11 protein-coding genes and 1 pseudogene are annotated in these 12,459 nt (G+C 65.1%); 6 read left to right on the top strand and 6 right to left on the bottom strand.

What is annotated here, in order from left to right:
- Nucleotides 1-25 precede the first annotated feature (25 nt).
- Genes FJ425_RS01355 through FJ425_RS01365 form a run of 3 tightly spaced genes read left to right on the top strand, consistent with a single transcriptional unit; the run spans nucleotide 26 to nucleotide 3,476 of the window.
- Nucleotides 26-976 (top strand): ABC transporter permease, encoded by a 951-nt coding sequence (locus FJ425_RS01355; protein WP_140541155.1) that lies wholly within the window; start codon nucleotides 26-28, stop codon nucleotides 974-976.
- A complete protein-coding gene (locus tag FJ425_RS01360) occupies nucleotides 973-1,824 on the top strand; it encodes an ABC transporter permease (RefSeq protein WP_140721173.1) in 852 nt (283 codons plus the stop codon). The genes FJ425_RS01355 and FJ425_RS01360 overlap by 4 nt, the downstream gene beginning before the upstream one ends.
- A complete protein-coding gene (locus FJ425_RS01365; RefSeq protein WP_140721176.1) occupies nucleotides 1,821-3,476 on the top strand; it encodes an ABC transporter ATP-binding protein in 1,656 nt (551 codons plus the stop codon). The genes FJ425_RS01360 and FJ425_RS01365 overlap by 4 nt, the downstream gene beginning before the upstream one ends.
- 146 nt (nucleotides 3,477-3,622) lie before the next feature.
- Here FJ425_RS01365 and FJ425_RS01370 read toward each other — a convergent pair whose 3' ends face one another.
- Nucleotides 3,623-5,677 (bottom strand): NADH:flavin oxidoreductase, encoded by a 2,055-nt coding sequence (locus FJ425_RS01370; RefSeq protein WP_140721179.1) that lies wholly within the window; start codon nucleotides 5,675-5,677, stop codon nucleotides 3,623-3,625.
- Between the two features lie 92 nt (nucleotides 5,678-5,769).
- Here FJ425_RS01370 and FJ425_RS31880 point away from each other — a divergent pair.
- Nucleotides 5,770-5,919: pseudogene (locus FJ425_RS31880) on the top strand (LysR family transcriptional regulator); the annotation flags it as partial.
- A gap of 65 nt (nucleotides 5,920-5,984) precedes the next feature.
- Here the strand turns inward: FJ425_RS31880 and FJ425_RS31885 are convergent.
- Nucleotides 5,985-6,245, bottom strand: coding sequence for a hypothetical protein (locus tag FJ425_RS31885; protein WP_246677862.1), 261 nt, complete (start codon nucleotides 6,243-6,245; stop codon nucleotides 5,985-5,987).
- Here FJ425_RS31885 and FJ425_RS31890 point away from each other — a divergent pair.
- Nucleotides 6,183-6,713 (top strand): LysR substrate-binding domain-containing protein, encoded by a 531-nt coding sequence (locus FJ425_RS31890; protein ID WP_348643147.1) that lies wholly within the window; start codon nucleotides 6,183-6,185, stop codon nucleotides 6,711-6,713. The genes FJ425_RS31885 and FJ425_RS31890 overlap by 63 nt on opposite strands.
- A gap of 41 nt (nucleotides 6,714-6,754) precedes the next feature.
- Here the strand turns inward: FJ425_RS31890 and FJ425_RS01380 are convergent, their stop codons facing one another.
- Nucleotides 6,755-7,231, bottom strand: coding sequence for an Lrp/AsnC family transcriptional regulator (locus FJ425_RS01380; RefSeq protein WP_140541160.1), 477 nt, complete (start codon nucleotides 7,229-7,231; stop codon nucleotides 6,755-6,757).
- Between the two features lie 223 nt (nucleotides 7,232-7,454).
- Between FJ425_RS01380 and FJ425_RS01385 the strand changes: the two genes are divergently transcribed.
- Nucleotides 7,455-8,780: an FAD-binding oxidoreductase gene (locus FJ425_RS01385; RefSeq protein WP_140721182.1), complete on the top strand. Its 1,326-nt coding sequence runs from the start codon at nucleotides 7,455-7,457 to the stop codon at nucleotides 8,778-8,780.
- A gap of 26 nt (nucleotides 8,781-8,806) precedes the next feature.
- Here the strand turns inward: FJ425_RS01385 and FJ425_RS01390 are convergent, their stop codons facing one another.
- From FJ425_RS01390 to FJ425_RS01400, 3 genes are read right to left on the bottom strand one after another with little or no spacing between them, the layout of a single operon-like run.
- Complete coding sequence (locus tag FJ425_RS01390; RefSeq protein WP_140721185.1) at nucleotides 8,807-10,174, bottom strand: FAD/NAD(P)-binding oxidoreductase; 1,368 nt, start codon at nucleotides 10,172-10,174, stop codon at nucleotides 8,807-8,809.
- On the bottom strand, nucleotides 10,171-10,473 hold the full coding sequence (locus FJ425_RS01395) for a (2Fe-2S)-binding protein (protein ID WP_140721188.1): 303 nt from the start codon (nucleotides 10,471-10,473) through the stop codon (nucleotides 10,171-10,173). Before FJ425_RS01395 ends, FJ425_RS01390 begins: the two co-directional genes overlap by 4 nt.
- A complete protein-coding gene (locus FJ425_RS01400; protein WP_140721191.1) occupies nucleotides 10,470-12,455 on the bottom strand; it encodes a hydantoinase B/oxoprolinase family protein in 1,986 nt (661 codons plus the stop codon). The genes FJ425_RS01395 and FJ425_RS01400 overlap by 4 nt, the downstream gene beginning before the upstream one ends.
- Between the last annotated feature and the right edge of the window lie 4 nt (nucleotides 12,456-12,459).

Raw genomic sequence — 12,459 nt, forward strand, 5'->3', positions numbered from 1 at the left:
GCCGAACGCAACCGCAGGAGCCTCCATGACGTCTGGGGTTTTGAACCTCGTGGTGAAGCGGCTGGGGATCGCGCTCGTCACGCTTCTGATCGTGCTCTTCGCCGTGTTTTTCGCCACCAGCATGCTGCCTGGCGACACCGCGTCGATCCTGCTCGGCCAGGCGGCGACGCCCGAAGCGGTCGCCGGCCTGCGCGAGGCCATGCACCTCAACGATCCGGCGATCCTGCGCTTCCTGCGCTGGCTTCTCGGCCTGCTCCATGGCGACCTCGGCACGTCCTATGCCAACAACATGCCGGTGGCAGCGCTGATCGGCGGCCGTCTGGTCAACACCATGAAGCTAGCCGCCATCACAACGCTGTTGTCGGTGCCGCTGGCGCTGACGCTCGGCATTACCGCCGCGATGCTGCGCGGCTCGCTCTATGACCGCGCTGTCACCGTGCTTTCGATCGGGGTGATCTCGGTGCCGGAGTTCATGGTCGCGACGCTGGCGGTCCTGCTCTTCGCGGTCTATCTAAAATGGCTGCCGGCGTTGTCCTCGGTCAACGAGGCGCATTCGCTGACCGACCTGGTGCGCATCTATGCGATGCCGGTGATCACGCTCACCTTCGTCATCTCCGCCCAGATGGTACGCATGACGCGGGCCGCGGTGATTGAAACGCTCTCCACGCCCTACGCCGAGATGGCGCTGCTCAAGGGCGCCTCGCGCGGCCGCATGGTGCTGAAGCACGCGCTTCCCAATGCGCTCGGCCCGATCGTCAACGCGGTTGCGCTGTCGCTGTCCTATCTGGTCGGCGGCGTCATCATCGTTGAGACAATCTTCAACTATCCTGGCATCGCCAAGCTGATGGTCGATGCCGTCGCGACACGCGACCTGCCGCTGATCCAGAGCTGCGCGATGATCTTCTGCCTCGGCTATCTGCTGCTCATCACGGCCGCGGACATCGTGGCCATCATGTCCAACCCGAGGCTGAGATGACGATGGCACGCGCTGCAGCCTCCCGACGATCCCTGCTCGGCCACAGCTACAATGTTGTCGGCGTCGTGGCTTCGCTGGTTATCCTGGCGTGGACGCTGATCGCCATCTTCGCGCCCTACATCATCCCGCATTCGATCGGCGACATCGTCGATGACGACTATTTCGGCCCGATGCGCCAAGCCCTGTGGCTGGGCTCGGACTATCTCGGCCGCGACATGCTCTCGCGGGTGCTGATGGGCGCGCGCTACACCGTCGGCATATCGCTTGCCGCCGTCTTCATCGCCTGCTTTTCAGGTGTCGTGCTCGGCATGGTCGCGGCCGTCACCGGCGGGTGGTTCGACACCTGCCTCAGCCGCTTCCTCGACGCCATGAACTCCATCCCCAGCAAGCTGTTCGGGCTCGTCGTCGTTGCCGCGGTCGGCTCGTCGATCCCGGTGCTGATCCTGACGCTCGCGGTGATCTATATCCCTGGCGCCTACCGTTTTGCCCGCGCGCTTGCCGTCAACATCAACACCATGGACTTCATGACCGTCGCCCGCGTGCGCGGCGAAAGCACCGCCTACCTCATCGGCTCGGAGGTCCTTCCCAACATTATCCGCCCGGTGCTCGCCGATTTCGGCCTGCGCTTCGTCTTCATCGTGCTCCTGCTTTCCGGCCTGTCCTTTCTCGGGCTCGGGCTGCAACCGCCTCTGGCCGACTGGGGCGCGCTGGTGCGTGAGAATATCGGCGGACTGCCGTTCGCGGCGCCGGCAGTCATCGTACCTTCGCTGGCGATTGCCAGCCTCACCATCAGCGTCAACCTGCTGATCGACAACCTGCCGCAGAAGATCAGGGACAGGGACGCATGACCAATCTCGTCGAGGTGAGGAACCTGAGGATCGAGGCGAAGACCGATTCCGGACGGATCGTCGAAATCATCAAGGGCGTCAGCCTCGACATCGCCGACGGCGAGATCGTCGCGCTGATCGGCGAGAGCGGCTCCGGCAAGACGACGGTGGCGCTCTCACTCATGGGGCACGCACGCCCCGGCTGCCGGATAACCGGCGGCGAGATCAATGTGAACGGCAAGAACATGGCCGCACTTTCCGAAAAGCAGCGAGCCAAGCTGCGGGGCACCGACATTGCCTATGTTCCACAAAGTGCCGCCGCCTCGTTCAATCCCTCGGCGACCATCATGGAGCAGGTGATCGAGGTCACGCGCATCCACAGGCTGATGCCCCCCGAGAAGGCGCGAAAGCGCGCTGTCGAGCTGTTCAGGGCCTTGTCGTTGCCGGATCCGGAAGGGATCGGCGCCCGTTATCCGCACCAGGTTTCCGGCGGCCAGTTGCAGCGGCTATCGGCGGCCATGGCGCTTATCGGCGATCCCAAGCTGGTAATCTTCGACGAGCCGACGACGGCCCTCGATGTGACGACGCAGATAGACGTGCTGAAGGCGTTCAAGTCGGTGATGCGGGCTGGCGGGATAGCAGGTGTGTATGTTTCCCACGACCTCGCCGTCGTCGCCCAGATCGCCGATCACATCGTAGTGCTCAAGGGCGGCGAAGTGCAGGAGGCCGGCAGCACCACCGAAATCCTTTCTGCGGCCCGCCACCCCTACACACGCGAATTGCTCGCGGCCTTCGAGCCGAAGCGGCGGCAAGCGCACGCGGACGCAGATGCCGGCGCGAAGCCGTTGCTGCGCATCGACAATGTGACGGCCGGCTATGGTGCAGTGCGAGACGATGGACTGCCACTTATCCGGGCTGTCAATGCCGTCAGCCTGGTCGTCGAGAAAGGCCGCAACCTCGGCGTCATCGGCGAATCCGGTTGCGGAAAATCGACGCTCGCGCGCGTCATCGCCGGCATCCATCCGGCAGCGGCCGGCGACATCATCTTCGACGGCAAGCAACTGGAGCGCGCCGCAAGCAAACGCAGCCAGGACCAGCTGCGCGAGATGCAGATCGTGTTCCAGTATGCCGATACCGCGCTCAATCCGGCCAAGCCGATCGAAGACATCATCTCCCGCCCGCTGGCCTTCTACCACGCGATGAACAGGCAGGCGCGCACGAAGCGCGTCGATGAACTGCTCGACATGGTGCGGCTGCCGAGAGCGCTGCGCTATCGTCGTCCGTCGGAGCTCTCGGGCGGCCAGAAGCAGCGGGTGAACTTTGCACGCGCGCTGGCAGCCGATCCCAAGCTCATCATCTGCGATGAAATCACCTCGGCGCTCGACACGGTGGTGGCAGCCGCGGTGATCGAACTGCTCAAGGAGCTGCAGCGCGAGCTTGGCCTTTCCTATATCTTCATCAGCCACGACCTCTCGGTCGTCGAGGCGATCTGCGACGAGATCATGGTCATGTACAATGGCGAGCGGGTGGAGCAGATCTCACCCGACGGGCTGAAAGCGCCCGCCCACCCCTATTCCAAGCTTCTGTTCTCCTCCGTGCCGAAGCTCGATCCGACGTGGCTCGACGGGCTCGTCCGCGACCCCGAACTGGTCACCCAGTATGGCCATCGCTAGGCAAAGGATCGCGCCTCACATCGCAAACAGGGCGGGGAAGGCATGTGCTTCTTGACGACGCAAGCGCTTCAGCACCACGAAGTTGAAACGTTTGCCGGTGCCGGCATCCATCTCGGTCACGCGCTTCATGAGCGCCTCTCGCGACGCTACAATCGCGAGCAGAGCCGGTAGGCCTCATAGATCGACGAGTAGACATCCCGGCTGGCAACGGCGTCGCCAATGCGGTGCAGGACGAACGATCCAGCGGCCTGCGCGCCATCAGCTTGCTCTGTGCTTGCTCCCATCATGAGGGCAAGATCGGTGACGCCGTTGTTGGCGGCGCGGCCGCGCAATTCCTGGAAGGTGTCTTCGATGGGCACCGTGCCGCGCTCAATGATGAGTTGCGCCGCGGTCATTTCCGTTTCTGCGCCGGTGAGTTCGTGCCGGAACATGGCGGCGATCCCGTCGCCTTGGCGCGCGACCTTGACCAGGCGCAGATCGCCGGCAACGCGGACGCCGAGCTCCGAGGCAAGTTTGCGAAAACTCACTCTGTCCGGATAAGGCGTCTCGATCGCCAGGGTGTCATCCGCCATGGCCAAGCTGACCACGCGCCCCAGACGTGCCAAGTGGAGGGCACAGGAGATGGCGGCCTGACGTCCGGTCTCGTCGTAGATCAGCACATCCTCTTTGGCTGGCACGACTCCGGTCAGAACGTCCCAGACGCTGTCGCAGTGTTCAGCGCCATCCAGCCATTGCATGTCAGGAATGCCTCCGGTGGCAACGATGACGGCGTCCGGCTTTTCGGCAAGGACGAGCTCGGCATCCGCATAGATGTTGAGACGGACTGCGACCCCAAGGCGAGCCAGCTCGTCGACACGCCAGTCAACGATGCCGATGAGGTCCTTGCGGTGATGGGCAGAGGCGGCAACGAGCACCTGCCCGCCAAGCCGCGCTCCGGCCTCGAGCAGGGTCACCTTGTGCCCGCGCTCGGCTGCAATCCTTGCCGCCTCCATCCCGCCAGGACCGCCGCCGACGACGACCACCCGCTTCAATGTTTCGGCCCGGTCAATGACATGCCCGACGATCGTTTCGTGGCCGCTGGCCGGGTTATGGATACACTGCACCTTCTTGTACAGGCAGTAGGATGCGCCGACGCACGGGCGAATGCGCTCTTCCTCTCCCCGCATCACCTTGTTGACGATATTTGGGTCCGCGATGTGCGCCCGCGTCATGCCAACCAGATCGATCAGGTTCTCGCGGATCGCATGCCTGGCCGTGGCGACATCCCTGATGCCGGCTGCATGGATGACGGGCAGTCTGGTCTCCCGTTTGAACTGTCCGACCAAGGGCAGAAACGGCGCGCTCCTGGTGAACATGCCAGGCATGTTCTGTTCGGCCAACGCTAGATCGGTGTCCATGCGGCCGACGATGCAGTTGAAGAAATCGATATGGCCTTCCCGCTCGAACAGCTTGGCGAAGGCCAGACACTCCTCGAAATTTGATCCGTCGTCCGCCGCCTCGTCGATAACGAAACGGATGCCGACGGCGAAGTCGTTACCCACCGCATGACGGATCGCCTCGTGGACCATCAGGCCGAAGCGCGCCCGGTTCTCCAGGGAGCCGCCAAAGGCATCGGTACGCCTGTTGGTTCGGCGGGACAGGAATTGGCCGATCAGATGGCCCCCGGTGACGGTTTCGACGCCATCCAGACCGCCCTCGAGGCAGCGCCTGGCGGCACTCGCGTAATCCTTGACGATCCTGTCGATGTCGGCGCCATCCATCTCTTTCGGAAAATTGCGGTTTCGCATCTCGCGAACGCGCGACGGCGCCACCGGCGGCAGCCAGTTTCCGGCATAGGCACTGGCGCGCCGGCCCAGATGCGAGACCTGGCACATCACGGCCGCGCCGTGGCGATGAATGCGGTGCGACAGCGACTGAAGATGGGGTACGATGCGATCGCTCGAAAGATCCAGCTGACCGCCGCCCCAGCTCGAATCGGGCGAGGTCATCGCCGAGCCGCCCACCATCGTCATCGCAAGGCCGCCCCGCGCTTTCTCCTCATGGTAACGCTGATAGCGTTCGAGCGGCAGGCCGCCTTCGTCGAGCATCGAGGCATGGCTGGTGCTGACGATGCGGTTGCGCAGCATCAGGCCCTTCAGCCGAAAGGGCTGAAGCAGGGGATCGCTGGATGCTGTGCCTGCTCGAGTTGCCGCTACGCTCATGTCTGGTCCCGCCCATTCGCGAGGGTTATAGTTCGCCATTTGCAGCGCGGCGGTAAGCTTGAAAATACTTTGGGCAGCTATACGCTGCACGCATGGCCGGTTTTGCAAAACTCGTTCCGTCCGCGCGCGGACTGCTTGTCTTCGAAGCTGCCGTCCGGACGGGCAGCTTCACGGCGGCCGCGCGCGAGTTCAACGTCACGCAGCCGTCGATCAGCCGCAGCATCGCCCAGCTGGAGGCCCATCTTGGCGTCGGTCTTTTCGCACGAGGTCCAGCGGGTTTGGCCCCGACCGCGGAGGCGCGCGCCCTCTATGCGGCCGTAAGCGAGGCATTTGAAGGAATCGAGGGCGTGATCGGCACGATCAGGAAGAACAGCGACGCGAGGCCGGTCGTCACCCTTTCTCTTTCGAGCTCTCTCGCAACCCATTGGTTCGTTCCGAGGTTGGGGGCGTTCGACACGAGGTTCCCCAACGTCGACCTGAGGTTCGAACTGATCGCGGGCGTCCTCTGCGAGGCCCGGCCGAGAACGTCGACCTTGCCACGCGATTCCTGGCCGACGACGATACGCATTATCACCACTGGCCATTCTGTCCGGAAATCATCGTGCCGGTGTGCAGCCCGTCCTATCTGTCGACCCACGGCCAGTTAGTGCATGCAGGAAACGGGGAAGGTCATGTCCTGCTTCATCTGACCGATGCTGAGCAGCAGTGGCAGGATGCCTGGGGCAGCGTGGCGGACCGCAAGACAAGCCGGGCAAAGTGGCTGGAGTTCTCGGACTATGCGGTCGTCCTTCAGGGGGCCATGAACGGCCAAGGCGTGGCGCTCGGCTGGCTCAGCAATGTTTCAACGGCGTTGCTTCAGGGGACGCTCGTTCGGGCATCCGACAGGCAGATCAACACGGGCCGGACCCATCAGCTGGTTGCGCCACCCTCACGACCGCTGCGACCGATCGTGTCCGACATCGCTGCCTGGATGATTGCCGAGATGCAGGCCGAACTGGAGAGGCTGCATCCTCTGTTGGGGCCGGACACACTGTAAGGGACCTGCGACAACTGCAGTCAGGGCGCGGCCATAGCCGACTACATCGGGAACAGGCTGGGCAGCGGCATGTGTGCCTTGACGATCGGCGACTTCAGGACCACGAAGCTGAAATACTTGTCGATGCCGATATCCATGTCGGTCAGCCGTTCCATGATCGTCTGATACTCGCTGATACCGGCGGTCATGAATTTCATCAGGTAATCGTAGCCGCCCGAGACAAGGTGGCATTCTATGACCTGGTCGATCTTCTCCACCACGGCGAGAAAGCGGGCGAAGTCGACCTGGCGATGGTTCTTCAATGTGATCTCGGTGAACACCGTCAGCGTCTGGCCGAGCTTGCCGATATTGACCTGTGCGGAATAGCCCTCGATGTAGCCTTCCGACTGGAGCTTTTTCACCCGCATCAGGCATGGGCTCGGCGACAGATGCACCAGCTCGGCCAGTTCGACATTGGTGATGCGCCCGTTCTTCTGCAGTTCGTGCAGGATCTTGATGTCGATCCGATCCAGCTTCATGGCCGTCTCCACGGAACGCATGCCACAGCACAAAATGCCGTGCTGCCAATACCCAGCGACACTAGCACAGCCCAACGGCCTGTCCATCGGATCGGACACCGCTTTGAAGCGCATCGGCTTCCGAATTCAACCGGACTGCGGAATAAAATTCTGCCTCGCTCTCAACTGCAGCAGCGCCTGCCTGCGCAGCGCGGTAGATTGAAGCCCCCAGGCGGAGAGGATCATGCGCGCACCGCTGCAGCAAATTCAGACTTCGAGCGAACTGCCGCAATCCGCGGACGCGGTGGTCATCGGCGGCGGCATCGTCGGCGTCTTTGCGGCCTATTACCTGGCGCGGCGCGGCATGAAGGTCGTGCTCGTCGAAAAGGGACGCATCGGCGCCGAGCAGTCCTGCCGCAACTGGGGCTGGTGCCGCCAGCAGAACCGCGACGCCCGCGAGCTGCCAATGGCGACACGCAGCCTCGATCTGTGGGAGCGTTTCGTGGCGGACAGCGGGGAGGACACCGGCTTTCGCCGCTGCGGCCTGCTGTACCTCAGCAATGACGAGGCGGAACTGACCAGGTGGGCGCGCTGGCGCGACTTCGCCAGAACGGCCGGCGTAACGACGCTTATGCTCGACGGCGCCGAGGCCAGTGAGCGGGGCCGCGCAACAGGCCGACCATGGAAGGGCGGCGTCTTCTCGCCGAGCGACGGCACCGCTGATCCATCGCGAGCCGCGCCAGCGGTCGCCCGCGCCATCCTGAAGCTCGGAAGCACGGTGCACCAGAATTGCGCAGCGCGCGGCATCGAGACCGAAGGCGGGCGATTGAGCGGGATCGTCACGGAAAGCGGGACGATCCGCACGAAGGTGGCGGTCCTGGCCGGCGGCGCCTGGGCCTCCTCCTTTTGCCGTCAGCTCGGCTTCCGCTTTCCGCAGGCATCGATCCGCTCCTCGATCCTGTCCGTCTCGCCCGGCGCGGAGGGCCTGCCGGACGCGCTGCACACAGCGCGCATCTCGGTCACGCACCGCGGCGACGGCGGCTATACCCTCGCCATAAGCGGTCGGGGACGCGTCGATGTCACGCCGCAGCAGCTGCGCTTCTCGTCGCACTTCGTGCCGATGTTCCTGAAGCGGTGGCGCAGCCTTGCGCCGGGCGGCCTGCAGGGTTTGCGTTCTGGGCACGAAACGCTCAAGCTTTGGCGACTCGACCAACCGACGCCGATGGAGCGCATGCGCATTCTCGATCCGGTCCCGGACCAGGCGACCATCCGCCTGACCCACGCCCGCGCGCTCGAGCTGTTGCCGGCGCTGCGCCAGACAAGGATCAGCGCGGCCTGGGCCGGCTATATCGACAGCACGCCGGACGGCGTGCCCGCGATCGGCGAGATCCATACCGTTCAGGGCTTCTTCCTGGCCGCAGGATTTTCGGGACACGGCTTCGGCATAGGATCCGGCGCCGGACACCTGGTGGCCGATCTCGTCACCGGCTCGGAGCCGATTGTCGACCCGAAATCCTACGATCCGCGGCGCTTCGATGCTTCGTCCTGGGGTAAGGTCGCCGATTTCTAAGGCTCGCCACGACTTTCGCGCTCGCATCAGCCCTCCTGGAGAAAAGCGCCGACAGGCGCGGGCCGCACAGGCGCCTGTCCGCGAAACCGGCCGACATCCTTTGGCGCGCATCCGGCCTGCGCCGTGATGACTTCGACGGCGGCCGGCAGGCAATAGCGTCCCTGGCAGCGGCCCATGCCGACGCGCGACAGCGATTTCACTCGGTTGGCCTCGCCGCCGCCATGCTCCACGCTCGCGCGAATGCTTCCTGCTGTCACGTTCTCGCAGCGGCAGACGATCGCATCGTCGGGGAGTGCCCGGGCCATCGCCCCCGGCCACGGAAAGGCGATGGCCAGACCGCGCGCAAAGCGCTTGAGCCGCTTAAGCTTGAGCAGGTCGGCGCCGACGGAAGGCATCGGATGTCCCAGATCGGCAAGGCAGGCTGCCGCCGCGAGCCTGCCGGCGATTTCCGCGCCGTCCGCCCCAAGCAGGCGAGCCCCATCGCCTGCAAGGTACAGGCCGTTGCCGGCCCGCCCCATCTCGTCGATCTTCGGCAGCCATTGCTGCCACTGCTCGTCATAGGTGAAGGCGCATCCGGCGATGTCGGCTAGATGCGTCTCCGCCCGCAGATGCCAGCCCATGCCGATCATGTCGCATGAGGTGACGCGCTCCTTTCCGCCGGCGTCGCGCCAGCGAAACGCCACCACGCCCGACCCGTCGGCCTCGATCCGTTCGAGCGTCACGCCCGCATGGTAGCGACCACCAAGCCGCGCCCGCATAACCAAACCGCGCAACGCGACGGCTGGCCGAGCGGCAAGATCCCACAGGCCTCGCAGTTGCTGGCGCCAGGGGGAGGTGTCGAGCACCGCCACCACATCCGCGCCAGCCTTGACGAGTTGGGCACCAACCAGGGTCAGCAAAGGCCCGGATCCCATAAGGACGATCCGTCGCCCGAGCGCCACGCCCTGCGCCTTGAGCGCGATCTGCGCAGCACCCAGGCTGTAGACGCCGGCGTTCTGCCAGCCTGGAACGGGGGCGACGCGGTCGGACGCGCCGGTGGCAAGGATCAGGCGGTCACAGACGATCATCTGCACGCCGCCCTCCCCCAGCACATGCAGCCGCCCCTCATGCGTGGCGATGACCGAGGTGCCGGCGCAATGGGTGAGCCGCCGCTCTTCGGCCAGTCGGTCGAAGAGCGAATGCAGCGCGCGGGCCTTGGCCGCCTCCGATCCATAGAGCTCTTCCGGCGTACGGGTGAACCCGGTAGCCGGGCGGCGATAGATCTGGCCGCCTGCGCGCTGCCCCTCGTCAATCACAATCGGGTGGAAGCCAGCATCGACTAACGTCGCCGCAGCCCTGATACCGGCAGGGCCGGCACCCACGATCACGATTTTCGGCGCGGCAACTGCGCTCACGGCCAGTTCTCCGGTGGCTGAGTGCGCAGCCGCATGCCCTCGGAGATCAGGGTCGTGCACGCGCGCAGGCGCGGTCCCTCCTCCTGCCAAACCCAGCAATCCTGGCAGGCGCCCATCAGGCAAAAGCCGGCGCGCGGCTCCGATCCGAACTCGGAGTTCCGCAAGGCGTGTCCTGACGCCAGCATGGCGGTCAGCACGGTGTCGCCCGCGAGCGCGCCGCGCTTCTCACCGTCGAGAAGGAAATGCACCTCTGCCCGGTCCCGCTCCGCCAGCCGGACGATGCGGCCGCCCGTGATCATTCCGCAGCCTCCCGCATTGCGCGAGGACGCGGCAGTTCGGGAAAACGCTCGCAGACCGCATCAAAGGCCGCCTGAACGCCCTTCGGCCCGGCGCATCCCTTCATGCGGCGGAAGATCTCGGTCTTGGCGAAGAATCGCCAGTGGATCGGCAAGGCTTCAAGCAGAGCATGGAGCCGGTCATAGGCGGCGGGCGTCCACTGCGCTTCGTAGCCGTCGCGCTCGGGGCCGAAATGGAAATGGCCGATGGCGGGCGCCCTTTGCGCGCGCAGCTGCTCCGTCGCTTGCTCGTCGACCGCGGTGCCGCGAAAGACGACGCCATAGTCACGCTCGGCCGCAGCCTGCGAGATGTAGCCGCGCCGAACGTCCAGCGCCACCCGCCAGGGCTCGCGCTGATGCGGATCGCCGCGCCCGCCGCCCCCCGCCGAGCGGATTTCCAGCACGTCACCTGGCTGCAGAACCGCCGTGTCGATGTTGCCCAGCCGCCGCTCGTGCTCTGTCCCTGGATTGACGACCATGTCCGAGAGACCGGCCGCCTTGCCGCCCAGCACGCCCCAGGGTCGGAAGAAGCTGCGGTCGCGATTGCGTGCCGTGATCCGGGAGTCGGGCGCGAAGACGCGGAAGGCCATCTCTGTCGCCAGCCCGCCCCGCCACCGCCCGGCGCCGCCGCTGTCCTTGGCGAGGCCATATCTGACGAATTCGACCGGCGTCTCGGTCTCGGTGATCTCGATCGGCGTGTTCTTGAGATAAGCGGCATCCGCCCCCGATCCATTTGTCCCATCGCGATGCGGCATCGCCCCGCCGCCACCCACCACCGGGTTCACCGCCGCGATGACGGTGCGGCTCGTGCGCTCGTCCGTCGTCATGACGTTGACGATGCAGTTGTTGCCGGCCGGCGCAGCGGGCATCCGCTCCGGCACGGCCTGCGAGAAAGCGCCGAAGATCACCGAGCGCAGCCGGGCGCATGTGAGCGAACGCATGCCCACGGCGGCCGGGTGGACCGGATTGAGCACCGAACCGAGGGGCGTGATGCAGGTAAACGGCCGGGTGAGGCCCGTGTTGAGCAGGATCTTCGGGTTCAACGTGTAGAGCACATAGTAGACGCCGACCAGAAGCATCGTGTGGCGCGGGTCGCCGCCCGAGGGCACGTTGAGCGAGGAGCCGAGCTGCGGATCGGAGCCGGTGAAGTCGAGCACCGCCTCGTCGCCCCTGATCGTCAGCGTCAGCTTCAGCCGGCAAGGATTGGCCTCGACCGAATCCTCGTCGGCATAGTCGGCGAATTCCCATGTGCCGTCGGGCATGGCGCGCAGCACGTCGCGCGCCTGCGCCTCCGCATGGTCGAGAAGCGCGGAAACGCCTTCGACGAAGCCGGCCTTGCCGAACTTCCGCACCATCGCCTGGATCTTGCGCTCGCCGGTGTTGAGCGCGCCGACCAGTGCCTTGATGTCGCCGATGTTGAGGTCGGGCTTGCGCACATTGGTGCTCATGATGCGCAGGATGGTCTCGTCGAAGACGCCCTCCCTCACCAGCTTCATCGGCGGGAAGCGGATGCCTTCCTGATGGATTTCGGTCAGCCCCCGGCTCAGCGAAGCCGGCACCGCCCCGCCCATGTCGGTGTTGTGGATGTGCCCGCCGGTCCAGGCGACGATCTCACCGCCGACGAAGACGGGCTTCCACAGATGCGTGTCGGGCGCATGCGTGGCGACGTGGCCGGAATAGGGATCGTTGGTGAACGCAACATCGCCCGGCCGGTAATCGTCGACCATCGCGATAGCCCGATGATACGAAAGCCCCGGATACCAGGTGGCGCCGAGTTCCATCGGCACGGCGAAAGTCGCGCCCCCACTGTCCATCAGCATCACCGTGAAATCCTGCGTCTCCTTGACGAAGGCGGAGTGCGCGGTGCGGTGCAGCGTGTGGGCCATATTCTCGGCCGCCGCGCGGGCATGGTTCGCCAAAACCTGAAGGTTTGTCCGGTCGAACATGGCA

This window comes from Mesorhizobium sp. B2-7-2, from assembly GCF_006440775.1.
Taxonomy (GTDB): domain Bacteria; phylum Pseudomonadota; class Alphaproteobacteria; order Rhizobiales; family Rhizobiaceae; genus Mesorhizobium.

Coding starts and splice junctions, on each gene's coding strand:
- FJ425_RS01355 (WP_140541155.1), top strand. CDS start 26: ATGACGTCTGGGGTTTTGAACCTCGTGGTGAAGCGGCTGGGGATCGCG.
- FJ425_RS01360 (WP_140721173.1), top strand. CDS start 973: ATGACGATGGCACGCGCTGCAGCCTCCCGACGATCCCTGCTCGGCCAC.
- FJ425_RS01365 (WP_140721176.1), top strand. CDS start 1,821: ATGACCAATCTCGTCGAGGTGAGGAACCTGAGGATCGAGGCGAAGACC.
- FJ425_RS01370 (WP_140721179.1), bottom strand. CDS start 5,677: ATGAGCGTAGCGGCAACTCGAGCAGGCACAGCATCCAGCGATCCCCTG.
- FJ425_RS31885 (WP_246677862.1), bottom strand. CDS start 6,245: ATGCGTATCGTCGTCGGCCAGGAATCGCGTGGCAAGGTCGACGTTCTC.
- FJ425_RS01380 (WP_140541160.1), bottom strand. CDS start 7,231: ATGAAGCTGGATCGGATCGACATCAAGATCCTGCACGAACTGCAGAAG.
- FJ425_RS01385 (WP_140721182.1), top strand. CDS start 7,455: ATGCGCGCACCGCTGCAGCAAATTCAGACTTCGAGCGAACTGCCGCAA.
- FJ425_RS01395 (WP_140721188.1), bottom strand. CDS start 10,473: ATGATCACGGGCGGCCGCATCGTCCGGCTGGCGGAGCGGGACCGGGCA.
- FJ425_RS01400 (WP_140721191.1), bottom strand. CDS start 12,455: ATGTTCGACCGGACAAACCTTCAGGTTTTGGCGAACCATGCCCGCGCG.